At 63.1% G+C, this 25472-nt stretch carries 23 protein-coding genes; 20 read left to right on the top strand and 3 right to left on the bottom strand.

Annotated features, from left to right (window positions below; genetic code table 11):
• Positions 1–60: 60 nt before the first annotated feature.
• The 12 genes from uppS to B0G73_RS08370 all read left to right on the top strand — a co-directional run bounded on the left by uppS (position 61) and on the right by B0G73_RS08370 (position 12772).
• Positions 61–843 carry a polyprenyl diphosphate synthase gene (uppS, locus tag B0G73_RS08315; protein ID WP_106279635.1) on the top strand — a complete coding sequence of 261 codons (783 nt, stop codon included), beginning with the start codon at positions 61–63 and terminating at the stop codon, positions 841–843.
• The gene (locus B0G73_RS08320; RefSeq protein WP_106279637.1) at positions 837–1658 is read left to right on the top strand and encodes a CDP-archaeol synthase; all 822 of its coding nucleotides are present in this window, start codon (positions 837–839) and stop codon (positions 1656–1658) included. Before uppS ends, B0G73_RS08320 begins: the two co-directional genes overlap by 7 nt.
• Positions 1659–1668: 10 nt before the next feature.
• A complete protein-coding gene (locus tag B0G73_RS08325; protein ID WP_106279639.1) occupies positions 1669–2874 on the top strand; it encodes a 1-deoxy-D-xylulose-5-phosphate reductoisomerase in 1206 nt (401 codons plus the stop codon).
• Between the two features lie 7 nt (positions 2875–2881).
• A complete protein-coding gene (rseP, locus tag B0G73_RS08330; protein WP_106279796.1) occupies positions 2882–4267 on the top strand; it encodes an RIP metalloprotease RseP in 1386 nt (461 codons plus the stop codon).
• 67 nt (positions 4268–4334) lie between these two features.
• A complete protein-coding gene (gene bamA / locus B0G73_RS08335) occupies positions 4335–6638 on the top strand; it encodes an outer membrane protein assembly factor BamA (protein WP_106279641.1) in 2304 nt (767 codons plus the stop codon).
• Positions 6639–6699: 61 nt separating this feature from the next.
• A complete protein-coding gene (locus tag B0G73_RS08340; protein WP_181196514.1) occupies positions 6700–7221 on the top strand; it encodes an OmpH family outer membrane protein in 522 nt (173 codons plus the stop codon).
• Between the two features lie 74 nt (positions 7222–7295).
• Positions 7296–8396, top strand: a complete 1101-nt coding sequence (gene lpxD, locus B0G73_RS08345) for a UDP-3-O-(3-hydroxymyristoyl)glucosamine N-acyltransferase (RefSeq protein ID WP_106279645.1) — start codon at positions 7296–7298, stop codon at positions 8394–8396.
• 228 nt (positions 8397–8624) lie between these two features.
• Entirely contained in the window at positions 8625–9089 is a 465-nt protein-coding gene (gene fabZ / locus B0G73_RS08350; RefSeq protein WP_012433437.1) for a 3-hydroxyacyl-ACP dehydratase FabZ, read from the top strand.
• A 118-nt stretch (positions 9090–9207) separates the two neighbouring features.
• Positions 9208–9996 carry an acyl-ACP--UDP-N-acetylglucosamine O-acyltransferase gene (lpxA, locus tag B0G73_RS08355; protein ID WP_106279797.1) on the top strand — a complete coding sequence of 263 codons (789 nt, stop codon included), beginning with the start codon at positions 9208–9210 and terminating at the stop codon, positions 9994–9996.
• 3 nt (positions 9997–9999) lie between these two features.
• On the top strand, positions 10000–11169 hold the full coding sequence (lpxB, locus tag B0G73_RS08360; protein ID WP_106279647.1) for a lipid-A-disaccharide synthase: 1170 nt from the start codon (positions 10000–10002) through the stop codon (positions 11167–11169).
• Positions 11166–11912, top strand: a complete 747-nt coding sequence (rnhB, locus tag B0G73_RS08365) for a ribonuclease HII (protein WP_106279649.1) — start codon at positions 11166–11168, stop codon at positions 11910–11912. The genes lpxB and rnhB overlap by 4 nt, the downstream gene beginning before the upstream one ends.
• A 74-nt stretch (positions 11913–11986) precedes the next feature.
• Entirely contained in the window at positions 11987–12772 is a 786-nt protein-coding gene (locus B0G73_RS08370) for an RNA methyltransferase (protein WP_106279650.1), read from the top strand.
• 154 nt (positions 12773–12926) lie between these two features.
• Here B0G73_RS08370 and B0G73_RS08375 read toward each other — a convergent pair whose 3' ends face one another.
• Positions 12927–13742 carry a pyruvate, water dikinase regulatory protein gene (locus tag B0G73_RS08375; RefSeq protein WP_012433432.1) on the bottom strand — a complete coding sequence of 272 codons (816 nt, stop codon included), beginning with the start codon at positions 13740–13742 and terminating at the stop codon, positions 12927–12929.
• Between the two features lie 545 nt (positions 13743–14287).
• On the opposite strand from B0G73_RS08375, the gene ppsA reads away from it, so the two are divergent.
• The 3 genes from ppsA (at position 14288) to B0G73_RS08390 (ending at position 18307) form a co-directional block, all read left to right on the top strand.
• The gene (gene ppsA / locus B0G73_RS08380) at positions 14288–16693 is read left to right on the top strand and encodes a phosphoenolpyruvate synthase (RefSeq protein WP_106279652.1); all 2406 of its coding nucleotides are present in this window, start codon (positions 14288–14290) and stop codon (positions 16691–16693) included.
• A gap of 166 nt (positions 16694–16859) precedes the next feature.
• Entirely contained in the window at positions 16860–17315 is a 456-nt protein-coding gene (locus tag B0G73_RS08385; protein WP_106279654.1) for an NfeD family protein, read from the top strand.
• A gap of 59 nt (positions 17316–17374) precedes the next feature.
• Complete coding sequence (locus B0G73_RS08390) at positions 17375–18307, top strand: SPFH domain-containing protein (RefSeq protein WP_106279656.1); 933 nt, start codon at positions 17375–17377, stop codon at positions 18305–18307.
• A 407-nt stretch (positions 18308–18714) separates the two neighbouring features.
• Here the strand turns inward: B0G73_RS08390 and smpB are convergent, their stop codons facing one another.
• Positions 18715–19161, bottom strand: coding sequence for an SsrA-binding protein SmpB (smpB, locus tag B0G73_RS08400; protein WP_012433428.1), 447 nt, complete (start codon positions 19159–19161; stop codon positions 18715–18717).
• 100 nt (positions 19162–19261) lie between these two features.
• Between smpB and B0G73_RS08410 the strand changes: the two genes are divergently transcribed.
• Together B0G73_RS08410 and B0G73_RS08415 are read left to right on the top strand one after the other, a co-directional pair.
• The gene (locus B0G73_RS08410) at positions 19262–19699 is read left to right on the top strand and encodes a type II toxin-antitoxin system RatA family toxin (RefSeq protein ID WP_106279658.1); all 438 of its coding nucleotides are present in this window, start codon (positions 19262–19264) and stop codon (positions 19697–19699) included.
• Positions 19696–20028 carry an RnfH family protein gene (locus B0G73_RS08415; RefSeq protein ID WP_106279660.1) on the top strand — a complete coding sequence of 111 codons (333 nt, stop codon included), beginning with the start codon at positions 19696–19698 and terminating at the stop codon, positions 20026–20028. The genes B0G73_RS08410 and B0G73_RS08415 overlap by 4 nt, the downstream gene beginning before the upstream one ends.
• Positions 20029–20071: 43 nt before the next feature.
• Here B0G73_RS08415 and B0G73_RS08420 read toward each other — a convergent pair whose 3' ends face one another.
• Positions 20072–21049 (bottom strand): DMT family transporter, encoded by a 978-nt coding sequence (locus tag B0G73_RS08420; protein WP_106279662.1) that lies wholly within the window; start codon positions 21047–21049, stop codon positions 20072–20074.
• Between the two features lie 272 nt (positions 21050–21321).
• Between B0G73_RS08420 and guaB the strand changes: the two genes are divergently transcribed.
• From guaB to guaA, 3 genes are all read left to right on the top strand, one after another.
• Positions 21322–22782, top strand: a complete 1461-nt coding sequence (gene guaB / locus B0G73_RS08425; RefSeq protein WP_106279664.1) for an IMP dehydrogenase — start codon at positions 21322–21324, stop codon at positions 22780–22782.
• Between the two features lie 6 nt (positions 22783–22788).
• Entirely contained in the window at positions 22789–23526 is a 738-nt protein-coding gene (locus tag B0G73_RS08430; protein WP_106279666.1) for a hypothetical protein, read from the top strand.
• 203 nt (positions 23527–23729) lie between these two features.
• Entirely contained in the window at positions 23730–25313 is a 1584-nt protein-coding gene (gene guaA, locus B0G73_RS08440; protein ID WP_106279670.1) for a glutamine-hydrolyzing GMP synthase, read from the top strand.
• Positions 25314–25472 lie beyond the last annotated feature (159 nt).

Consider the following 25472-nt stretch of genomic DNA (forward strand, 5'->3'; position numbering starts at 1 on the left):
CGGCCGCTCAGCTGCTCACGTTCTCCACTTCTTTTATTTGCAGTCACTGTCCCGACGGCCATGACCTATACCAGCTCAACCGTGCGCGTGCCTGATGTCGCCGCGGTGCCGCGACATATCGCGATCATCATGGACGGCAACGGCCGTTGGGCCACCCAGCGGCGCTTGCCGCGCGTGGCGGGCCATACGCGCGGCGTCGACGCGGTGCGTGCGGCCGTCGAGGCGTGCGCCCGTCAGGGTGTCGAATATCTGACGCTGTTCGCCTTCAGCTCGGAAAACTGGCGCCGTCCGAACGAGGAAGTCTCGTTCCTGATGCGCCTGTTCGTGACCGCGCTGGAGCGCGAGATCGGCAAGCTGCATGCGAATGGCATCCGCTTGCGCGTGGTGGGCGACCTGGCCCGCTTCGATACGCGCATCCGCGACCTGATCAAGCGCGCGGAGACCAAGACCGCGCGCAATACCCGTCTCACACTCACGATTGCCGCGAATTACGGCGGCCGCTGGGACATCATGCAGGCCACCCGCAAGCTCGCCGAACAGTCGGCGCTGGCGGGCAAGGCGGTCGAGGTGACCGAAGATTCGTTCGCCGAACACCTCTCCATGGCTTATGCGCCCGAGCCGGATCTCTTCATCCGCACCGGCGGCGAGCGCCGCGTCAGCAACTTCCTGCTGTGGCAACTCGCCTACACCGAGTTCTACTTCACCGACACGTTCTGGCCGGATTTCGACGCCGACGCCCTCGGCCACGCCATCGCTTCGTACGCGGAGCGCGAACGCCGCTTCGGCCGCACCAGTGCTCAACTCGAGCCGCAATCGCAAAACGTCGATTCGCTTCCATGCTAAAAACCCGTGTCATCACGGCGATCATCCTGCTGGCAGTGTTCCTGCCGGTCACGTTGTTCGCGCCGGTGGGCGCGTTCGGCGCGCTGATCGCTTTTGTCGTCGTGTTCGCCGCGTGGGAGTGGGCGCGCCTGCTCAAGCTGGGCGGCGCGGGCCCGGTCATTTACGCGCTGATCGCCGCAGTGGCGCTGGTGGCCAGCACGCGTCTCGGTACCGGCATCGAACAAGCCAGACCGCTCTTTGAAGCGGCCGCTATTTTCTGGGTGATCGCCGGCCCGTTCGTGCTGCTGCGCAAGCCCACGCTCGCGCAGGGCGCCTGGCGTTCCTTCCTGTTTCTTGCCGGCATTGTGGTATTCGTCGCGTGCTGGCATGCTCTCGTCGCCGCGCGCGTGCAGGGTGTGCCATTCGTGCTGTCGCTGCTGCTATTGGTATGGCTGGCCGATATCGGCGCATACTTCTCCGGAAAAGCGTTTGGAAAACACAAGCTGGCGCCTGCCATCAGTCCGGGTAAGACCTGGGAGGGCGCGATCGGCGGCTGGCTGGTGGTGATGATCGTCGCGGCGGCGGCGGTCTTTTTGCATGCGTTCGAGCCGACCCTGTATTCTGCGCTGCTGGCGCATTGGGGCGCCGTGCGCACGCTGCTCGCGCTGACCTTGCTGGTGGCATTCAGCGTGGTGGGCGACCTGTTCGAATCGATGATGAAACGCCAGGCCGGTGTGAAAGATTCAAGCGGCCTGTTGCCGGGGCACGGTGGCGTGCTCGACCGCATCGATGCCTTGTTGCCGGTGCTGCCGCTTGCCATGCTGCTGCTCGGCTAGAGAAAGAGATATGCAAAAACGTCTGACATTGCTCGGTTCCACGGGCTCGATTGGAGACAGCACGCTCGACGTCGTCGCGCGTCATCCCGAGCGCTTTTCGGTTTATGCGCTGAGCGCGCATCGCAACGGCGACAAGCTCGTCGAGCAATGCCTGCGCTTTCAGCCCGAAGTCGCGGTGGTCGGCGACGCCGATACGGCTGCCAGCGTCGCGGCGAAATTGCGCGAAGCGGGTTGCAAGACCGAGGTCACGTATGGACCGCAAGCGCTCGTCGACGTGTCGAAGAGCGACGGCTGCGATACGGTGGTCGCGGCGATCGTCGGCGCGGCCGGCCTGGCGCCGAGTCTTGCCGCAGCGCGCGCGGGCAAACGCATCCTGCTTGCCAACAAGGAAGCGCTGGTCATGTCCGGCGCGATCTTCATGGACGCGGTGCGCGACAACGGCGCCGTGCTGCTGCCGGTCGACAGCGAACACAACGCGATTTTCCAGTGCCTGCCGCGCGAGGCCGCGCTGCACGGCGGCGTCTCCAAGATCATTCTGACCGCGTCGGGCGGCCCGTTCCGCACGCGCGAACCGGCGACGCTCGTCGACGTCACGCCGGACGAAGCCTGTAAGCATCCGAACTGGGTCATGGGCCGCAAGATTTCGGTCGACTCGGCCACCATGATGAACAAGGGCCTCGAAGTGATCGAGGCACACTGGCTGTTCGATCTGCCGGGCGAGCGCATCGAGGTGCTGATTCACCCGCAAAGCGTGATTCACTCGATGGTGTCCTACGCCGACGGCTCGGTGCTCGCCCAACTGGGCAATCCCGACATGCGCACGCCGATCGCGCATGCGCTGGCGTTTCCGGATCGCGTCGATTCGGGCGTGGCGCAACTCGATCTGCTGCAGGTCGCGTCCCTCTCGTTCGAAAAGCCGGATTACACGCGCTTTCCGTGTCTTGCTCTCGCAGTGAAGGCGCTGGCCGAGGGCGGCCTGGCGAGCGCGGCGCTGAACGCCGCGAATGAAATCGCGGTCGAAGCGTTCCTCGCGCGCCAGATCGGTTTCATGGCGATCGCCCAGGTGGTCGACGCGGTGCTCAGCGCATTGCCGAACCGCAGCGCGCACGCGCTCGAAGACGTGATCGAAGCGGATGCCGCCGCGCGTCGCGCCGCTGCCGAATTCATCGCGCGTCTGCCCGACGGCGCCCGTCGCACGGAACGCGCCGTCCAGTGAGGCGCTCATGAACCTGCTGATCGAACTGCTCGCCTTCGCGGTCGCGATTGGCGTACTCGTGGTCGTCCACGAATACGGGCATTACAGTGTGGCGCGCCTGTGCGGCGTCAAGGTGCTGCGCTTTTCGATCGGCTTCGGCAAGCCGCTGTTTCAGTGGGTGAGTCCGAAGACGGGCACCGAATGGACCATTGCCGCGCTGCCGCTCGGCGGCTACGTGAAGATGCTCGACGAGCGCGAAACGGGCGCTGAGCCGATTCCCGCCGAAGCCTTGCCGCATGCGTTCAACCGGCAATCCGTGTGGCGCCGTTTTGCGATTGTCGCGGCCGGTCCGGTCGCGAACTTCCTGCTGGCCATCGTGCTGTTCGCGCTCGTCTTCGCCAGTGGCGTGACGGAGCCGGCGGCGGTGATCGCGGCGCCCGCGCCGAATACGCCCGCGGCCGTTGCCGGTTTCGACGGCGGTGAAACGATCGTTGCCGTGCGCGCCGAGAACGCCGGCGAATCCGAGCCGGTGCGCTCCTGGTCGGACCTGCGCTGGAAACTGCTGGGTGCGGCATTCGATCACAAGCGCGTCGTGCTGAGCGCGAAAGATGCGCACGGTACGTCGGATTTCCAGCTCGATCTGCGTGGCCTCAGCGAAAAAGATGTCGACGACGACTTCATGTCGCATCTCGGTTTCGAGCCGGGCGGTGGCAAGCTGACGGTGGCGGGCGTGCAACCGGGCAGCGCGGCGCAAAAGGCCGGCCTCGTTGCCGGCGATCGTCTGCGTGCCGTCGACGGTATTCCGACCGATAACGCCACGGCCTTCATCGCTTATGTAAAATCGCACGCCGGCAAAGCGGTGACGTTGCAGGTCGAGCGCGGCGGTAAGGCGGCGGGCAAGCTCGAAGACGTGAACATCGTGCCGCAGGCACAGCGCGATGAAACGACCGGACAGCAGATCGGCCGCATCGGCGCGGAACTGGCCACGCAGGTGCCGTCGATCGACGTGCGTTACGGTCCGGTTGAAAGCTTGCAGTTGGGCGCGCGCCGCACGTGGGACCTCGCGGTCTACTCGGTGCGCATGTTCGGCAGGATGATCGTAGGCGAGGCATCGCTGAAAAATCTTTCCGGTCCGGTGACGATCGCGGATTACGCAGGAAAGAGCGCACGTCTAGGTCCTTCTGCATTCCTGTCGTTCCTGGCCCTTGTCAGTATTAGTCTTGGTGTACTGAACCTGTTACCAATTCCGGTATTGGACGGGGGTCATCTGTTATATTATTTGGTTGAAGCTGTTACCGGTAAAGTTGTCTCCGATCGCTGGCAACTCGTTTTTCAGAGGGCGGGTCTCGCCTGCATCGTCGCGTTGTCGGCGATCGCGCTGTTCAACGATCTGGCTCGTTTAATCCATTTTTAAAGTGTTCGGCGGCGTTCACGATGGCGACCGCCCGACCTGATGCAGCTATACACACTGGGGAAGCACGTTGTTTAAACCTCATCGCTTTGTTCCAAAGACGGTTATAGCCGCGGCGTTCGCCGCGCATGGGCTGGTTGCTCACGCAACGACGCCCTTCGTGGTGCAAGACATCCGGATCGAGGGATTGCAACGCGTCGAACCTGGTACCGTGTTTGCCTACCTGCCTATCAAGCAAGGCGACACCTTCAGCGACGACAAGGCATCGGAAGCCATCCGCGCTCTGTATGCCACGGGCTTCTTCAACGACGTCAAGATCGCGACCGAAGGCAACGTCGTCATCGTGCAGGTGCTGGAACGTCCGGCCATCGGCACGATCGACTTCGCCGGCATTCATGAGTTCGACAAGGAAAACCTGACCAAGGCGCTGCGCGCCGTGGGTTTGTCGCAAGGCCGTTATTACGACAAGGCGTTGGTCGACAAGGCCGAGCAGGAACTGAAGCGTCAGTATCTGACGCGCGGCTACTACGCCGCTGAAGTCACCACCACGATCACGCCGATCGACCGCAATCGCGTGTCGGTGCTGTTCTCGGTGGCCGAAGGTCCGAGCGCGAAGATCCGCCAGATCAACTTCATCGGCAACAAGGCGTTCAGCACGGGTACGCTGCGCGACGAAATGCAGTTGTCCACGCCGAACTGGTTCTCGTGGTACACGAAGAACGACCTGTACGCGAAAGACAAGCTGACCGGCGACCTCGAAAACGTTCGCTCGTATTATCTGAATCGCGGCTATCTCGAGTTCAACATCGAGTCGACCCAGGTGTCGATCACGCCCGACAAGAAGGACATGTATCTGACGGTCACGCTGCACGAAGGCGAGCCGTACACGATTTCGAATATCAAGCTGGCGGGCAATCTGCTCGATCGCGAGCCGGAGCTGGCCAAGCTCATCAAGATCAAACCGGGCGACCGCTTCTCGGCTGAAAAGCTGCAGGCCACCACCAAGGCTATCGTCGACAAGCTCGGCGAATACGGCTATGCGTTCGCCACGGTCAACGCGCAGCCGCAGATCGATCAGGCCAACCATAAGGTCGACCTGACGCTGCAGGTGGACCCGAGCCGCCGCGTCTACGTGCGCCGCATCAACGTGGTCGGCAATACGCGTACGCGTGACGAAGTGGTGCGCCGCGAAATGCGCCAGCTCGAAAGCTCGTGGTTCGATTCGAACCGCCTCGCGCTGTCGAAAGACCGGATCAACCGTCTCGGCTACTTTACCGATGTCGACGTGACCACGGTGCCCGTGGAAGGCACGCCGGACCAGGTCGATGTGGACGTCAAGGTGGCCGAAAAACCGACCGGCGCGATCACGCTGGGTGCGGGCTTCTCGTCGACCGACAAGGTGGTGCTCTCGGCCGGCGTGTCGCAAGACAACGTGTTCGGCTCGGGCACGAGTCTCTCGGTGAACATCAATACCGCCAAGACGTACCGTACGTTGACGGTCACGCAGGTCGACCCGTACTTCACGGTCGACGGCATCAAGCGCATTACCGACGTCTATTACCGTACGTACCAGCCGCTGTACTACTCCACGGATTCGAGCTTCAAGATCGTCACGATCGGTGGCGACCTGAAGTTCGGTATTCCGTTCTCGGAAGTCGACACGGTGTACTTCGGTGCCGGCCTCGAGCAGAACCAGCTGGATATCGACGCGAACACGCCGCAGAGCTACATCGACTACGTGCATGAATTCGGCCGCGTGTCGAACAACGTGCCGATCACCGTGGGCTGGTCGCGCGACGCGCGTGACAGCGCGCTGGTGCCGAGCCGCGGCTACTTCACGCAGGCAAACGCCGAATACGGTACGCCGATCGGCGGCACGCAGTACTACAAGGCCGACATCAACGCGCAGTACTATTATTCGTTCTCGCGCGGGTTCGTGCTGGGCTTCAACTTCCAGGGCGGTTACGGTAACGGCCTCGGCGGCAAGCCTTATCCGATTTTCAAGAACTACTATGCGGGCGGTATTGGTTCGGTGCGGGGCTACGAGCCGAGCTCGCTGGGTCCGCGCGACGCCAAGACGAACGACCCGATCGGCGGCTCGAAGCTGCTGGTGGGTAACATCGAATTGACGTTCCCGCTGCCGGGCACGGGCTACGACCGCACGTTGCGCGTCTTCACGTTCCTCGACGCCGGTAACGTGTGGGGTACGGAAGGCAACAGTATCGGCGCCAACGGCCTGCGTTACGGCTACGGTGTCGGTCTGGCGTGGATCTCGCCGATCGGCCCGCTCAAGCTCAGCCTGGGCTTCCCGCTCACGAAGCACACCGGCGACCAGTATCAGAAATTCCAGTTCCAGATCGGGACGGCATTCTGATCCGGCGGCGGAAGGCGCCCGGCGGCCGGCCCGGCCAAACTACAGTATCGAGAGGATGACTTTGCTAACCGGTATGTTTTCGAAACGTGTGGCGTGCGCGCTGGCGCTGGCAATGACCCTGGGTGTCGGGGTCGCGCATGGGCAGGAGGCCAGGATCGCGGCGGTGAATTCCGACCGCATCCTGCGCGAATCCGCTGCCGCGAAGGCCGCGCAGGTCAAACTCGAGGCCGAGTTCGCCAAGCGTGACAAGGACCTGGCCGACATGGCGCAGAAGCTGAAGTCGATGTCCGATTCGCTCGACAAGAGCGGCGCGTCCATGTCGCCCGCCGACCGCGCGCAGAAGCAGCGCGATCTGTCGCAACTGGACACGGACTTCCAGCGCAAGCAACGCGAGTTTCGTGAGGATCTGAACCAGCGCCGCAACGAAGAACTGGCGGCTGTGCTCGACCGCGCCAACAAGGTGATCAAACAGATCGCCGAAGCGCAGCATTACGATCTGATCGTCCAGGAAGCGGTGTACGTGAGTCCGCGCATCGATATCACCGATCAGGTGCTCAAGGCTCTGGCGGCGTCGGGCAACTGAGCGTGGCTGCCGGGCTGAACGGCCCCGGCAGCGGATCTGACAAGTCGGACCGAATACCAGGAGACAGGATAGGCATGGCATTTACGCTCGAGGACATCGTCCAGCGGTTCGGCGGTGAAGTAGTCGGAGACGGTTCGCAGCGCGTCGGCAGTCTCGCGCCGCTCGACCAGGCAGGCCCGGACCAGCTGGCGTTCCTCGCCAATCCGAAGTACCTGTCGCAGGTCGAAACGACCCGTGCGGGCGCGGTGTTGATTAACGCCGACGACCTCGCCAAGCTCGCTTCCCGCGAGAATCGTAACTTCATCGTCACGCCGAATCCGTACGCTTACTTCGCGCGCGTCGCGCAAACTTTCATCGACCTCGCTGCGCCCAAGGCTGCACCCGGCGTGCATCCGAGCGCGACCATCGACCCGTCGGCGCAGATCGCCGCGAGCGCGGTGATCGGCCCGCACGTCACGGTGGAAGCGGGTGCGGTGATCGGCGAGAACGTGCGGCTCGACGCCAATGTCGTGATCGGCCGTGGCACGCGCATCGGCGCGGGCTCGCATCTTTATCCCAATGTCGCGGTGTACCACGGTTGCAAGCTCGCCGAGCGCGTGATCGTGCACGCGGGCGCGGTGATCGGCTCGGACGGTTTCGGCTTCGCGCCTGATTTCGTCGGCGAGGGTGAGGCGCGTACCGGCAGCTGGGTGAAGATTCCGCAGGTCGGCGGCGTGTCGATCGCGGCCGACGTCGAAATCGGCGCGAACACCACTATCGACCGTGGCGCGATGGCGGACACGATCATCGAAGAGTGCGTGAAGATCGACAACCTGGTGCAGATCGGTCACAACTGCAAGGTCGGCGCTTATACGGTGATTGCCGGCTGCGCGGGCATTGCGGGCAGCACGACGATCGGCCGCCATTGCATGATCGGCGGCGCGGTCGGAATTGCCGGGCACGTCACGCTGGCCGACTATGTGATCGTCACCGCCAAGTCGGGCGTCTCGAAGTCGCTGCTCAAGCCTGGTATGTACACCAGTGCCTTCCCGGCCGTGAACCATGCAGACTGGAACAAGAGCGCGGCGTTGCTGCGCAATATCGACAAACTCCGCGATCGTATCAAGGCGCTTGAAAACGGCGCGGCTGAGAAGCAGGGCGGCTCAGCAAGCAGTTCCGCGGGCAGCAAAGCCTGAACCTCAGGGCAACTCGCAGGGCAATTGACTCAGCAGACTCAGCATTTCGCCGGGCAACCTGCCGGCACCGCGTAAAATGGCGGGCAAGCAACAGGAAGCAAAGTCGGTTGCCGTGACCGGGTGGCGCGGCCGCCGGGTCACGGCGAGCGCCGGCAGCACGCTTTACCAATCCACCTGCACCAGCATCCGCAGTCATCACCGCGCAGTCAATGCGTGAGCAGAAACACCATGAGCACCGAAAAAATCAATCTCGACATTCATAAGATTCTCACGCTGCTGCCGCATCGTTACCCGATCCTGCTGGTCGACCGGGTGCTCGAACTCGAGCCGCACAAGTGCATCAAAGCGTTGAAGAACGTGTCGATCAACGAACCGTATTTTCAGGGCCACTTCCCGACGCGTCCGGTGATGCCGGGCGTGCTGATTCTCGAAGCACTCGCGCAAACGGCGGCTCTGCTGACGTTTTCGGAAGAGCCGAGCGACCCGTCGAACACGCTGTATCTGTTCGTCGGCATCGACAACGCGCGCTTCAAGCGCGTGGTGGAACCGGGCGATCAGCTGATCCTGAACTGCACGTTCGAGCGTCACATGCGCGGCATCTGGAAGTTCAAGGCGCGCGCCGAAGTGGATGGCGTGGTCGCGGCGGAAGCCGACCTGATGTGCGCGGTGCGGCACACGGACAAAGACGCTTAAACGCACTTAGGCGCGAGGCGCTTAAGCCAGCGTCCGGGCGGTCGGCGGCGTCATGCGCGCGCCGGCCTCCCGCCAGATGCCCATCCAGACAACGCAACAGAATCAGAAGCGAGGACGCATGAGCAGGATTCATCCCACTGCGATCGTCGAACCGGGCGCACAACTCGACGAATCTGTCGAAGTCGGACCGTATGCCGTGATCGGCGCACATGTGACGATCGGCGCACGGACCACGGTCGGTTCGCACAGCGTGATCGAAGGTCACACCACCCTCGGCGAAGATAACCGGATCGGCCACTACGCATCGGTCGGCGGCCGTCCGCAGGACATGAAATACAAGGACGAGCCGACCCGGCTCGTGGTCGGCAACCGCAACACGATCCGCGAATTCACCACGATCCACACCGGCACGATGCAGGACGCGGGCGTCACCACGCTCGGCGACGACAACTGGATCATGGCGTACGTGCACATCGGGCACGATTGCCACGTCGGCAGCAACGTCATTCTGTCGAGCAACGCGCAGATGGCCGGACACGTCACGATCGGCGACCACGCGATCGTCGGCGGCATGTCGGGCGTGCATCAGTTCGTGCGCATTGGTGCGCACTCCATGCTGGGCGGCGCTTCGGCGCTGGTGCAGGACATTCCGCCGTTCGTGATCGCCGCCGGTAACAAGGCCGAGCCGCACGGCATCAACGTCGAAGGCCTGCGCCGCCGCGGTTTCTCGCCGGACGCGATTTCGGCGCTGCGCGCGGCATATCGCGTGCTGTACAAGAACGGCCTGTCGCTCGAAGAAGCGAAGGTGCAGTTGCGCGAACTCGCGACCGCGGGCGGCGATGGCGATGCGCCGGTGCAGACGCTGCTCGCGTTCGTCGAAGCGTCGCAACGCGGCATCATCCGCTAACCGATGGCATTGCAACCCAGTCCATTGCGCGTCGCGATGGTGGCCGGCGAGCCGTCCGGCGACCTGCTGGCGGCCTCGCTGCTCGACGGCCTCACGAGCCGTCTGCCCGCCGGCACCCAGTACTACGGGATCGGCGGCCCGCGCATGATCGCCACCGGCTTCGACGCCCACTTTCCGATGGAAAAGCTCTCGGTGCGCGGCTATGTCGAGGCGCTGAAGCATATTCCCGGCATTCTCGGCATTCGCAACGAACTGAAGCGGCAGTTGCTGGCAGAGCCGCCGTCGGTGTTCGTCGGCGTGGATGCGCCGGATTTCAATTTTGGGCTCGAGCATCCGTTGCGCGAGGCCGGGATCCCAACCGTTCACTTCGTGTGTCCGTCCATCTGGGCGTGGCGCGGCGGCCGCATCAAGAAGATCGCCAAGGCGGTCGACCACATGCTGTGCGTGTTCCCGTTCGAAACGGCGCTGCTGGAAAAAGCGGGCGTCGCGGCATCGTACGTGGGCCATCCGCTCGCTGACGAAATTCCGCTCGTGCCGGACACGCTGGGCGCACGCCGGGCACTGGGTCTTGCGGAAGACGGTCCGATCATCGCGGTGCTGCCGGGCAGCCGGCGCTCGGAGATCGATCTGATCGGCCCGACGTTTTTCGCCGCGATGGAGATGATGCAGCATCAGGAGCCGAGTCTGCGCTTCGTGATGCCGGCGGCCACGCCGGCGCTGCGCGAAATGCTGCGGCCGCTGGTCGATTCGCATCCCGGCCTCGCGCTGACGATTACCGACGGCCAGGCGCAACTCGCCATGACCGCGGCCGACGCGATCCTCGTGAAGAGCGGCACCGTGACGCTCGAAGCCGCGCTGCTGAAAAAGCCGATGGTGATCTCGTACAAGGTGCCCTGGCTGACCGGCCAGATCATGCGCCGCCAGGGCTATCTGCCGTATGTCGGGCTGCCGAACATCCTGGCGGGGCGCTTCGTGGTGCCGGAGATCCTGCAGCACTTCGCCACGCCGCAGGCGCTGGCCGAAGCCACGCTGAAACAGTTGCGCGACGAGACCAACCGGCGCACGCTGACGGAAATCTTCACGGAGATGCATCACGTGCTGAAGCAGAACACCGCGCAGCGTGCGGCGGAAGTCGTGGCGAGCGTCATCGAAAAGCGGAAGGGGCGGCCGTGACCCTGTCACGCGCGCCTCGCCGTAAAACCGTCGCCGGAGCGGCGGCGCAGCAGGTCGGCCTGAACTTCGAGACGCCGGATGACATCGTCTGCGGCGTCGACGAAGCAGGGCGCGGCCCATTGGCCGGCCCGGTCGTGGCCGCGGCGGTGATTTTCGACCCGTCGAAGCCGATGATTCGCGGCCTCGACGACTCCAAAGTATTGACCGCGAAAAAGCGCGACGAACTGTACGACAAGATCGTCGACCGGGCGCTCGCTTACTGCATTGCGTCGGCAACCGTCGAAGAAATCGATTCGCTGAATATCCTGCATGCCACCATGCTCGCCATGAAGCGCGCCGTGGAGGGCCTGTCGGTCGTGCCGACGCTCGTGAAGATCGACGGCAATCGCTGTCCCACGCTGAGCGTGCGTAGTGAAGCCGTGATCGGCGGCGACGCGCTCGTCAAAAGCATTTCGGCGGCGTCGATTCTCGCCAAGGTGACGCGCGACCGGATGCTGCTCGAATTGCACCAGACGCATCCCGTCTACGGCTTCAACGCGCATGCCGGTTACGGCACGCCACAGCATCTCAAGGCGCTGCGCGAGCATGGGCCTTGCGAGCATCATCGGCGTTCATTCGCACCGGTGCGTGAGGCGCATCTGCGTCTTGGCACGGGCGTGCCGCTGCCGGCGGGTGAAGTGATCATCGTGTCCGAAGTGATGTTCGACGACGACGCCTTCGGCGAACGCGGCAGCGCCGCCTGAGCTTCGCACGAGCGCCTCATGAGCGCTGCGTGCGCCCCACTCTTTCCTCATTCTCACTGTCTTCTTCGCTGCCTGTGAAAGCCATCACCTCGCGGGACAATCCGCTCTACAAGCGCCTGAAGGCACTGGCCGGCTCGACGCATCAACAGCGCAAGAGCGGCCACGCGTTGCTCGAAGGGTTTCATCTCGCGAGCGCCTATCTCGACGTCGCCGGGCAACCGGAAATGTGCATCGTCACCGACGGCGCGCTGCGCCACGACGAAGCGCAGGCGATCGTTTCGCGCATCGAAGACCATCGTGTCGTGACGCTGCCGGACGCATTGTTCGGGCAGTTGTCGAATGTCGTGCACGGTGTGGGCATTCTGCTGCTGGTTGAAAAGCTCGATACGCCGCTGCCCGACACGGTCGCGCAAACCTGCCTCGTGCTCGACGGCGTACAGGACGCGGGCAACGTCGGCTCGATTCTGCGCAGCGCGGCCGCCGCCGGCATTCAGCAGGTGTTCTGCGCGCCGGGCACGGCGTACGCTTGGTCGTCGAAAGTCTTGCGTTCGGGCATGGGCGCGCATTTCCTGCTGCAGATTCACGAGGACGTGGAAGCGCAAACGCTGATCGAGCGCCTCGCGCTGCCGATCGTGATTACAGATTCGCACGGCGCCGAGGCGATCTACGATTGCGACCTGAGCGGACCGCTCGCGTGGGTGTTCGGCAACGAAGGCGCGGGCGTCTCGCAAATCTGGCGCGACAAGGTTTCGTTGCGGGTGACGATTCCCCAGCCGGGCGGCATGGAGTCGCTGAATGTGGCGGCCGCGGCGGCCGTGTGCGTGTTCGAGCAGTGCCGCCAGCAGCGCGGCCGTAGCTAAAGCAGCAGACCTGCGCTCCCGCGTTCGTCCGCGCTCGAGGCTGTTTCAGGCCGCGGGGCGCTGATTGTGCCTATGCCGTGGCTCGACAACACGCATGTTCGCGCGCGCGTCCATGTTCAAGGCCGCCGGGCTTGCGCGACCCATGCGCACAGGCTCAATAAGAAGGCCTATCCAGCTTGATTTCCTGCAGGATCGTCGTCGCGATCTCTTCGATCGATTTGTGCGTCGACGACAACCACTTGATCCCTTCACGCCGCATCATCGCTTCGGCTTCGTTGATCTCATAACGGCAATTCTCCGGCGCGGCGTATTTGCTGCCAGGCCGGCGCTCATTGCGAATCTCCGAAAGCCGCTGCGGATCGATCGACAAACCGAACATCTTCTGCCGATGCGCCAGCAACGGCGTCGGCAATTTGCCGCGTTCGAAATCTTCCGGAATCAACGGATAGTTGGCCGCCTTCACGCCATACTGCATGGCCAGATAGAGGCTCGTCGGGGTCTTGCCGCTGCGCGACACGCCGACCAGAATCACGTCGGCGTCCGCGAGATTACGGTTCGATTGACCGTCGTCGTGAGCGAGTGAAAAGTTGATCGCCTCGATCCGGTTCTTGTACTCCTCGGTGTCGGCGTTCTGGTGGCCGCGGCCCATCGCGTGGCTCGACTTCAGTTCCAGTTCCTGTTCGAGCGGCTCGACGAAGGTCTGAAACATGTCCAGCACCAGCGCATTCGAGCCTTTGACGATCTGATTCGACGCGCTGTCCACCAGCGTGGTGAAGACGATCGGACGGCGGCCGTCCTGCACGATCGCTTCGTTGATCTTTTCGAGCGTGGCGTAGGCCTTCTCGGTCGAGTCGACAAAGGGCACGCGAACCAGGCGGAATTTCTGGTCGAACTGGGAGAGGATCGAATGCGCGAAGGTTTCGGCAGTGATCCCGGTACCGTCGGAGACGATGAATACGGTGGGCGGCATCAGTGGGGCTGGGGAACGTGAGCGAAAAAAAGCGCTCGAAAGAAACATCGCTGTGCGGACGGCGCTGCCCGGTGGCTAACCGGAGATTGCAGCAGCGTCCGACCAGCGCGCCGTGGGCACCGCAATTGCGCCCGGATGGCGCCGGGGCCTCGCAAAAGCCCGCTGGCCGGTCCGGGGCGCGATTCGAGGCGCAATTCTCGTCCGACTGTCACATTTCGAGAGTCGGCACGGTAGAATAGCGGCAACCTGTTGGATAAGCAATTGCGGGCGATTGGCGGCTAACTTACCGCGAACGGTCGTTCAACACCTCGCTTTTGGTCGGTATTTCTGGTCGCCATGCGGCAGTCAACGCAAGTGATCGATCGGTAAAATCGTCCATTCGCGTGCTTCGTCGCATATCGGGCGCAAGCCGCGCTGGGGCATTTTGCAACAAGCGATTGCTTCTCCAACAGGTTGTGCAAGACGCGAGGTTACGCTCCCAATGGGCGTCTCGCGTTCGAGCCCACTTGCACAGCCGTGAATTTCTTTCACACTTAGGGGCTTGTATGACTAACGCAGTTACCGTCGCAAAGGATAAGGCGTATGTAGTTCCGTTCGAGCAGTTGCGGATGACCGACGTGGAAATCGTCGGTGGCAAGAACGCGTCGCTTGGCGAGATGATCAGTCAGCTCGCTGAAGCAGGCGTGCATGTGCCGACCGGTTTCGCCACCACGGCGCTGGCTTTCCGCGACTTCCTGCATCACAACAATCTGACCGAACGCATCGCCAAACGTCTCGAAACGCTCGACGTCGACGACGTGAAGTCGCTCGCGGAAGCGGGCAAGGAGATCCGTCAATGGATCGTCGACGCGCCGTTCCAGCCGCAACTCGAGGCGGATATCCGCGCGGGCTTCGACACCCTGCAAAACAGCTCGCCTGAAGAGCTGTCGTTCGCCGTGCGTTCGTCGGCCACGGCGGAAGACTTGCCGGACGCATCGTTTGCGGGTCAGCAGGAAAGCTACCTCAACGTAGTCGGCATCGAAGAGGTGCTCGACCGCATGAAGCACGTGTTCGCATCGCTGTACAACGACCGTGCTATCTCCTATCGCGTCCACAAGGGCTTCACTCACGCTGAAGTCGCGTTGTCGGCGGGTGTGCAGCGCATGGTGCGCTCGGACGTCGGCGCAGCCGGCGTGATGTTTACGCTGGACACCGAATCGGGCTTCAAGGACGCTGTCTTCATTACGTCGAGCTATGGCCTCGGCGAAACCGTGGTGCAAGGCGCGGTGAATCCGGACGAGTTCTACGTCTACAAGACCACGCTTGCGCAAGGCAAGTACCCGATCATCCGCCGCTCGATCGGCTCGAAGCTGATCAAGATGGAATTCACCAAGGCGGGCGAAGAAGGCCGCGTGAAGACCGTCGACGTGGCGCACGAGCAGCGCAACCGCTTCTCGATCACGGACGAAGACGTGATCGAACTGGCCAAATACGCCGTCATTATCGAAAAGCACTACGAGCGTCCGATGGACATCGAGTGGGGCAAGGACGGCCGCGACGGCAAGATCTTCATTCTGCAGGCGCGCCCGGAAACGGTGAAGAGCCAGGCGGCGGGCAAGGCCGAGCAGCGCTTCAAGCTGAAGGGCCAATCGAACGTGCTGGCCACCGGCCGCGCGATCGGCCAGAAGATCGGCGCCGGTCCGGTGCGCGTGATTCACGATCCGTCGGAAATGGACCGTGTGCAGCCGGGCGACGTGCTGGTCGCCGACATGACCGACCCGAACTGGGAGCCGGTCATGAAGCGTGCTTCGGCAATTGTCACGAACCGTGGCGGCCGCACCTGCCACGCGGCGATCATCGCGCGTGAGCTGGGCGTGCCGGCGGTGGTCGGCTGCGGCGACGCGACCGACGTGCTGAAGGAAGGCGCGCTCGTCACCGTATCGTGCGCGGAAGGCGACGAAGGCAGAATCTACGACGGCCTGCTCGAAACCGAAATCACCGAAGTCCAGCGCGGCGAACTGCCGCCGATTCCGGTGAAGATCATGATGAACGTGGGCAATCCGCAACTGGCTTTCGACTTCTCGCAATTGCCGAACGCAGGCGTGGGTCTCGCGCGTCTCGAGTTCATCATCAACAACAACATCGGCGTTCACCCGAAGGCGATTCTCGAGTACCCGAATATCGATCAGGACCTGAAGAAGGCCGTGGAAAGCGTTGCTCGCGGTCACGCCTCGCCGCGCGCGTTCTACGTCGACAAGCTGACCGAAGGTATCGCCACGATCGCGGCGGCGTTCTATCCGAAGCCCGTGATCGTGCGTCTGTCGGACTTCAAGTCGAACGAGTACAAGAAGCTGATCGGCGGTTCGCGCTACGAGCCGGACGAAGAAAACCCGATGCTGGGTTTCCGCGGCGCATCGCGCTATATCGCGGACGACTTCGCCGAAGCGTTCCAGATGGAATGCATCGCGCTGAAGAAGGTGCGCGAAGAAATGGGCCTCGACAACGTCGAGATCATGGTGCCGTTCGTGCGTACGCTGAAGCAGGCGGAGCGCGTGGTCGGGCTGCTGGGCAAGTACGGCCTGAAGCGCGGCGAGAATGGCCTGCGCCTGATCATGATGTGCGAAGTGCCGTCGAACGCGATTCTGGCCGAAGAATTCCTGCAATTCTTCGACGGCTTCTCGATCGGTTCGAACGACCTGACGCAGCTCACGCTCGGCCTCGACCGCGACTCCGGCATGGAACTGCTGGCGGTGGATTTCGATGAACGCGATCCGGCAGTCAAGTTCCTGTTGAAGCGCGCAATCGACACGTGTCTGCGCCTGGACAAGTACGTCGGTATTTGCGGCCAGGGCCCGTCGGATCATCCGGACTTTGCGCAGTGGCTAACCGATGAAGGCATCAAGTCGATCTCGCTGAACCCTGACACGATCGTCGAGACGTGGCAGCAACTGGCCAAGTCGGCAAAGCAGTAAGGCGAACGGCATGCCGCTTCCTAAGCGGCATGCATAACGTGCAATGCGGTAGGTCAAGCGCGCGTCGAATGCACGTGAAACCGTGCTGTATCGCCCGTTGAACGCGCTCGCTTCGTGCTATAAACACCCCGGTAGATCCGGGGTGTTTTGCTTTGTGGAGGTCGACGTGGCGCCAGGTGGATTGTTCTGGTGGATCGGGGCGGGTGTGCTGGTCGTGCTGGAGTTGCTCAGCGGCACCTTCTATCTGCTGATGATCGCATTGGGCTGCGTCGCGGCCGCGATTGCGCACCTTGCAGGCGCCGCAGCCGACGTGCAGTTCGCGGTCGCGGCCGTGGTGGCGCTGGCGGCGGTGCTGCTGCTCAGGCGTTCGCGGTTCGGCCGCAGAACGCGCAAGGAGGCGTCGCGCAACCCGGACGTCAATCTCGACATCGGTCAAACGCTCGCCGTGCCGGCGTGGCACGCACGGCGGGCACGCGTCGATTATCGCGGCGCGGCATGGGACGTCGAACTGGCCGCGGGCGAGCCGGAAGACGCGCCGCTCTACGAAATCACGGAGTTGCGCGGCAGTTGCCTCGTCGTCGTGGCGGCGCGTCATTCAAACAGCCGGGCCACCACGGCCTGAGCACCAACGCGTCATACGCATCACACACAACTATTCGAACTACGGACCGGAGGGCAGTAATGGATTCGACCATTGTCGGGGCGGTGCTTCTGATCATCGTGATCGTACTGGCGGCGCAGACTATCAAGATCGTGCCGCAGCAGCATGCGTGGGTGCTGGAGCGGCTCGGCCGCTATCACCGCACGCTGACGCCGGGCTTGAGCTTCGCGTTTCCGTTCGTCGACCGGATCGCTTATAAGCACATCCTCAAGGAAATTCCGCTGGAAGTGCCGAGCCAGGTCTGTATCACGCGCGACAACACGCAGTTGCAGGTGGATGGCGTGCTGTATTTTCAGGTCACCGATCCCATGAAGGCGTCCTACGGGTCGAGCAACTTTGTATTCGCGATCACGCAGCTGTCGCAAACCACGCTGCGCTCGGTGATCGGCAAGCTCGAACTCGACAAGACTTTCGAGGAACGCGACTTCATCAACCACAGCATCGTGTCGTCGCTCGATCAAGCTGCGACGAACTGGGGCGTGAAGGTGCTGCGCTACGAAATCAAGGATCTGACGCCGCCCAAGGAAATTCTCCACGCGATGCAGGCGCAAATCACCGCCGAGCGCGAGAAGCGCGCGCTGATTGCGGCATCGGAAGGGCGTAAGCAGGAGCAGATCAATATTGCGTCCGGCGGGCGCGAAGCGGCGATCCAGAAGTCCGAAGGCGAGCGGCAGGCGGCGATCAATCAGGCGCAAGGTCAGGCGTCGGCGATTCTGGCCGTGGCCGAAGCCAACTCGCAGGCGATTCAGAAGATCGCGGCGGCCATTCAATCGAACGGCGGGATGGAAGCGGTAAACCTCAAGGTAGCCGAGCAATATGTGAACGCGTTCGGCAATCTGGCGAAGCAGGGCACCACGTTGATTGTGCCCGGCAATCTCGCGGACATGAGTTCGATGATCGCGTCGGCGCTGACGATCGTGAATAAAGGGAAGGGCGTGACCGAAGTGCGTTGAACAGGCTGGCTGCGCTCAACGCGCCGGCAGCGGGGAGTGTACGGGCCAGGCGCAATGTCGTGAATGTCTTGACCATGCCGGTGTGCGTCGAGCGCGTGACTGCGTAGGCTGTACCGAAAGCACAGAAAGCACAGAAAGCACAGAAAGCACAGAAAGCACAGAAAGCACAGAAAGCACAGAAAGCACAGAAAGCACAGAAAGCACAGAAAGCACAGAAAGCACAGAAAGCACAGAAAGCACAGAAAGCGTTGCTCGGCGCGTTTGCCGGCCTGCAAAAAGAAATGGCCCGCGGACTATGCGGGCCATTTGCCTTTCAGCGCTTGTGAGGCGCGTTTCCTTGCCACCCGCGAGCCAGTCGCAGCGAATGTTGGCGGACGAAACGCGGCAAAACAGCACACCGCCTGCCATCAAGTCGGTGAGCGCATCAACCGCGCCTTTTCACGCTCCCAATCGCGCTTTTTCTCGGTCTCGCGCTTGTCGTGCTGCTTCTTACCCTTGGCAAGACCGATCTCGCATTTGACTCGGCCGCCCTTGTAGTGAAAATTCAGCGGCACAAGCGTGTAGCCGCGCTGCTCGACCTTGCCGATCAGTTTGCTGATCTCTTCGCTGTGCAACAGCAGCTTGCGCGTGCGCACCGGATCGGGATTGATATGGGTCGAGGCTTCGGGCAGCGGGCTGATGTGCGTGCCGATCAGGAACAGTTCGTTATTCTTGATAACGACGTACCCTTCCTTGATCTGGCCGCGCCCGGCGCGCAGCGCCTTGACCTCCCATCCTTCGAGCACGAGCCCTGCTTCATAGCGTTCTTCGACCGAGTAGTCGTAGAAGGCTTTTCTGTTGTCGATAATGCTCATGAATGGAAAGTGCCCAACTCGTTTAAAATCACGATTTTAGCAAAGCGGGGCAAGGAAAGCCCGCTGCGCTCGTCCACCCTTGCCACGCGCTGTTCAATTTATGGCAGATGTCCAGAAAACCGTGTTGATCCGCCATTCGGCGGAACAGATGTTCGACCTCGTCACCGACGTCGACGATTACCCCAACTTCCTGCCGTGGTGCGGGGGAGTCGAAATCCGCCGCCGGGACGAAACCGGCATGGAGGCGAAGATCGATATCAACTTCAAGGGCATCAAGCAGCATTTCGCCACGCGTAACAGCATGGAGCGGCCCACGCGCATTGATATGGAGTTCGCGGACGGCCCGTTTCGCAAGTTCACGGGCTTCTGGCGTTTTACGCCATTGCGCGCCGATGCCTGCAAGATCGAATTCGCGTTGCACTACGAATTCACCAATATCATTCTCGAGAAAATCATTGGCCCGGTGTTCAATCACATCGCCAATACCTTTGTCGAATCGTTCGTGAAGCGCGCCGACCAGCGCTACGGTAAGGCATGAGCGGGCGCTTGTCGATTGAAGTCTGCTACGCGTCGCCGAGCGAGCAGGCATTGATTGCCGTTGAGTTGCCCGCAGGCGCCACGCTGCAGCAGGCGTTGGAGGCGAGCGGCATCTTGCGGCGGTTCCCGCAGATCGATCTCGGCGCGCAGAAAGTGGGCGTGTTCGGCAAGCTCAAGCCGCTCGACGCGGTGCTGGCCGACCATGACCGGGTGGAGATTTACCGGCCGCTGCTGGTCGATCCCAAGGTGTCGCGTCAGCGGCGCGTCGAGAAGACCCGCAAGGCGGGCTCGATCGAAGGGCGTCGCTGGCAGAACAAGGATTCGCGGTAAGCGGATCTTGCGTAGGCGGAGACGGGCGAGGACGCCCTGCGCCTCAAGGCGCCGACGCCTGCGGCTTGTCCTTGATCCCGGCAACCCCGGACGTATCGTCGTCCGCATGCTGGCGCACCGACCAGCACACGCCGGCCACCAGCAGCAGAATCGCCGCCAGTTCGAGCGGGCGCGGCAATCGCTGGTCGTAAATGAACGCGTAAAGCAGCGCAAAAAGCGTCTCGAACACGATCATCTGACCCGAGAGCGTCAGCGGCAGCCGTTTCGATGCGGCATTCCACAGCCCGTTGCCGAGCCACGATGCGCCGATCGCGAGCCCCAGATTGAGCATCCAGAAGGTGTGCCAGCGTCCGTCGGCCAGTTCGCCATGCGGGCCGCCCGCCGGCAGCACGGCGATGACGAGCCACAGCGCAGCGCCGAGCGCGCCCGTCACCACGCCCCACAAGACTGACCACTCGTTGCCGCTGAAATGCGTCTGGCGCTGCAGATAGCGGGCGTTTTCGACCGCGAACCACGTCCAGCATCCCAATGCGCCGACCGCGCAGGCCAGCCCGATCAGCTTGGTGATGACGCTGACCGGCGTGCTGTCCGCCACCGTAAACACATCGATGTTGATGCAGGCGATGCCCGCCATCACCATCGCGAGCGGCCAGGCGAGGCGCGCGAGCGGCACGGCGCCGTGATCGCGCCGGCCCAGCAGCGTCACCGTGACGGGCAGCACGCCGACGATCAGCGACGCCGGCGCGATGCCGATCAGGTGCACGGCCGCCGTCAGCAGCAGGTAATAGAGGAGGTTGCCGGCCAGGGCCAGCTTCACCAGCGCGCCGAGATCCTCGCGGGTCAGGCGTTTGACGAGCGAGCGCGCCATGGGCAGTGCGGCCGCCACGGAGACGATGCCGTACATCGTGTAGCGGCCCGCGCTCAGAAGCAGCGGCGAAAAGTCCGGCAGCACGCGCGGCACCAGAAAAACCATGCCCCATAAGGCCCCGGCCATTACTCCATACGCCACACCGCGCTGCATCGACTGCCCCTGCAAAAAAACTGGACTGGTCGGCAGAATAGCCGGTTGGCGGCCCGGGCGTCTTGTTCGATCCTGCAATTCGAGCCCGCCGGCGCCCCGTTGCGCCCGAACGCGCAAACGAAACCCGATCGAACCCGAGGCGAACAGCCAAGCGAAATCCAGGGGCCCGATTGCATGAAAAAAAATCGCCCGAATTCGCTAAGCTGCTGTTCGTGCAGTGAAAACCAGGGAGGTATCGCGTATAATTCGCTTTTGCGCCTATAGGATTTGCCATGCGTCTGATCCAAACAGCACTCACGTTCGATGACGTGCTCCTCGTCCCGGCTTTCTCCGACGTTCTGCCGCGCGACACCAGCCTCAAGACCCGGCTGACCCGCAACATTTCCCTGAATATGCCGCTCGTGTCCGCCGCCATGGACACCGTCACCGAAGCACGCCTCGCCATTGCGATGGCGCAAATGGGTGGCGTGGGCATCATCCACAAGAATCTCACCGCAGCCGAGCAGGCGCGTGAAGTGGCCAAGGTCAAGCGTTTCGAATCGGGCGTGGTGCGCGATCCGATCACGGTGCCGCCGCAAATGAAAGTGCGCGACGTGATCGCATTGTCGCAGCAGCATGGCATTTCGGGCTTCCCGGTCGTCGAAGGCGCGCAACTCATCGGTATCGTGACGAACCGCGACCTGCGTTTCGAAGAGCGTCTGGACGAGCCGGTGCGCAACATCATGACGCCGCGCGAACGGCTCGTCACCGTCAAGGAAGGCACGCCGCTCGCCGAAGCCAAGGCGCTGATGCACAGCCATCGCCTCGAGCGCGTGCTGGTCATCAACGACGCATTCGAACTGCGCGGCCTGATGACCGTCAAGGACATCACCAAGCAGACCGAACACCCGGACGCGTGTAAAGACGAACACGGCAAGCTGCGCGCGGGCGCGGCGGTCGGCGTCGGCGCGGATAACGAAGAGCGCGTCGAACTGCTGGTGCAGGCGGGCGTCGACGTGATCGTCGTCGATACCGCGCACGGCCACAGCCAGGGCGTGCTCGAGCGCGTCAAGTGGGTCAAGCAGAACTTCCCGCACGTCGAAGTGATCGGCGGCAACATCGCTACCGCGGCGGCCGCCAAGGCGCTCGTCGAATACGGCGCGGACGGCGTGAAGGTCGGTATCGGCCCAGGCTCGATCTGCACGACGCGGATCGTCGCCGGCGTGGGCGTGCCGCAGGTCACCGCGATCTCCAACGTGTCCGAGGCGCTGAAGGGCACGGGCGTGCCGGTCATCGCCGACGGCGGCGTGCGCTTCTCGGGCGACGTCAGCAAGGCGCTGGCCGCCGGCGCGAATGCCGTGATGATGGGCAGCATGTTCGCCGGCACCGAAGAAGCGCCGGGCGACGTGTTCCTATATCAGGGTCGCCAGTACAAGTCTTACCGTGGCATGGGCTCGGTCGGCGCGATGAAAGACGGCGCCGCGGACCGCTACTTCCAGGACAACTCCGCGAACATCGACAAGCTGGTGCCGGAAGGTATCGAAGGCCGCGTCGCCTACAAGGGCTCGGTCAACGCGATTCTGTTCCAGCTGATCGGCGGCGTGCGCGCCAGCATGGGCTACTGCGGCTGCCGCACCATCACCGAGATGAACGACAAGGCCGAGTTCGTGCAGATCACGGGCGCGGGCCTGCGCGAGTCGCATGTGCATGACGTGCAAATCACCAAGGAAGCGCCCAACTACCACGTGGACTAAACGCCAATGAAGCCATTGCTGCGCGCTGTACTCATCCTCGATGCCTTGTTGCTGCTTGCGTTCGGCCTGCTGTTTCTGCTGACGCCGTGGACTTCGCTGTACAACGCGCTGCTTCTGGTGCAAACCCAGCCGGCTCTGGTCGGCCAGGGGTTTGGCGTGGCGCTGGTCGGGCTGGCATGGCTGGCCTTTCACGCGTCGATCGACGGCGCGCTTACCACCACCGTCGCCAAGGTGGTCGGCCACGTGAACTGGTTGACCGGCGTGCTGATGCTGATCTGGCTGCTTGGTCTGCATACGCCGGCGCTGACCGGTTTCGGGCAGATCGTCGCGGTGTTGACGGGCGTGGTGCTGCTGGTGATCGGTCTGGGCGGCGTGCGTCTGGCGGGCGCGGTGCGGCGGCGTGAAAGAGTGCGGCTCGCTGAAGCCGCCGCTGCCGAGCGCGCCGAAAAGCAGGCTGCCAAAGACGCCGCGAAAGACGCGGCCAACCGGCGCGAGCCGGGCCGCGTCACCGCGGGCTTTCCGGTCTATCACGCCGAACCGGTCGTGGAGCCTGTCGTGCCGGTTACGCGGCCTGTCAGTGCCACGAGTCCGGTTGCAGGGGCACCGCTTCATCCGGTCGTCGACGAGGCCAGTCTGACGCCCTCCGAACGCGCAGCGCGGGCTGAAGCCGCCGCCGCGCGCGACGAAGCCCGCAATGGCGCCGCTGACGCGCCTGGCGCGCCCCGGCCGCCGTTTCATGGCTGACGCGCCGCGCGCCACGCAATCCGCCGAAGCACCCGGATTTCGTTTGCGTGCGCCGTGGGCGAGCACCTGCGGCGCGGCCCGCGCCAACCCGCTGCATCGTTACGTTTCATGCTCGATCGTTCCCACGTGGACCGCTTTGAATTCAACGCCGCGCATCGCGCGCGGCATTCCGTATCCGCTCACTTTTGACTCCGTCCGCTGCCATGCATGACAAGATCCTGATCCTCGACTTCGGTTCGCAAGTCACCCAACTGATTGCACGTCGCGTTCGCGAAGCCAACGTGTATTCGGAAATTCATCCCTACGACGTCGATGCGTCGTTCATTCGCGACTTCGCGCCGAAGGGCGTGATCCTGTCCGGCGGCCCGAGCTCGGTCACCGAAACGGATACGCCGCGCGTGCCGCAAGCCGTGTTCGAACTCGGCGTGCCGGTGCTCGGCATCTGCTACGGCATGCAGGCCATGGCCGAGCAGCTGGGCGGCAAGGTCGATATCGGCCACCTGCGTGAGTTCGGTTATGCCGAAGTGCGCGCGCGCAATCACACGAGCCTGCTCGAAGGCATCAGCGACTTCACCACGCCGGAAGGTCACGGCATGCTGAAGGTGTGGATGAGCCACGGCGACAAGGTGCTGGAAATGCCGCCGGGCTTCGCGCTGATGGCATCGACGGAATCGTGTCCGATTGCGGCCATGGCCGACGAAAAGCGCCATTTCTACGGCCTGCAGTGGCATCCGGAAGTCACGCACACCGTGCAGGGCCGCGCCATGCTCGAACGCTTCGTGCTGCAGATTTGCGGCGCGCGGCCCGACTGGGAAATGGGCAACTATATCGACGAAGCCGTCGCGAAAATTCGCGAGCAGGTCGGCAACGAGCACGTGATTCTGGGGCTGTCGGGCGGCGTGGATTCGTCGGTGGCCGCGGCGCTGCTGCATCGCGCGATCGGCGATCAGCTGACCTGCGTGTTCGTCGATCACGGCCTGTTGCGTTTGAACGAAGCCGAACAGGTGATGGCGACCTTCGCCGACCACCTGGGCGTGAAGGTGATTCATGTGGACGCCAGCGATGTGTTCCTGCGCAAGCTGGCCGGTGTGACCGATCCGGAGGCGAAGCGCAAGATCATCGGCGCGGAATTCGTCGAGGTCTTCCAGGCTGAAGCCGGACGATTGACCGATGCGAAGTGGCTGGCTCAGGGCACGATCTATCCGGACGTGATCGAATCGGCCGGCAAGGGCAAGAAGGGCGCGCAGACCATCAAGAGCCACCACAACGTGGGCGGCCTGCCTGAGACGCTGAATCTGAAGCTGCTCGAACCGCTGCGCGAACTGTTCAAGGACGAAGTGCGCGAACTCGGCGTCAAGCTCGGTTTGCCGCCGGCCATGGTGTATCGCCATCCGTTCCCGGGCCCGGGCCTGGGCGTGCGGATTCTCGGCGAAGTGAAGCGCGATTTCGCGGACCTGCTGCGCCGCGCGGACGCGATTTTCATCGAGACGCTGCGTACTTTCATCGACAAGGAAACCGGCAAGTCCTGGTACGATCTGACGAGCCAGGCGTTCGCGGTGTTTCTGCCGGTGAAGAGCGTCGGCGTGATGGGCGACGGGCGAACTTACGAGTACGTCGTTGCGCTGCGTGCCGTGCAGACGCTGGACTTCATGACCGCGCATTGGGCGCATCTGCCGCATGAACTGCTGGGGCATGTGTCGAACCGGATCATCAACGAAGTGCGCGGGATCAACCGGGTGGTGTATGACATCTCGGGGAAGCCGCCGGCGACGATTGAGTGGGAATAAATCAGGATCACTCTGCAGTGGTCTGCAGAGGTCCGGCGATTCCCTGGTTTCCCACAAAAAAACAGGGGTTTATCGACTATTTTGGTCCGCTGCCGTCCGTCGGCAGCGCTGCGTCGCCGACGGCACGGGCGACGGTATAGCATCTTTCTCTGCAGACGA

The sequence above is a fragment of the Paraburkholderia sp. BL25I1N1 genome, assembly GCF_003002025.1.
In the GTDB taxonomy this organism is placed as follows: domain Bacteria; phylum Pseudomonadota; class Gammaproteobacteria; order Burkholderiales; family Burkholderiaceae; genus Paraburkholderia.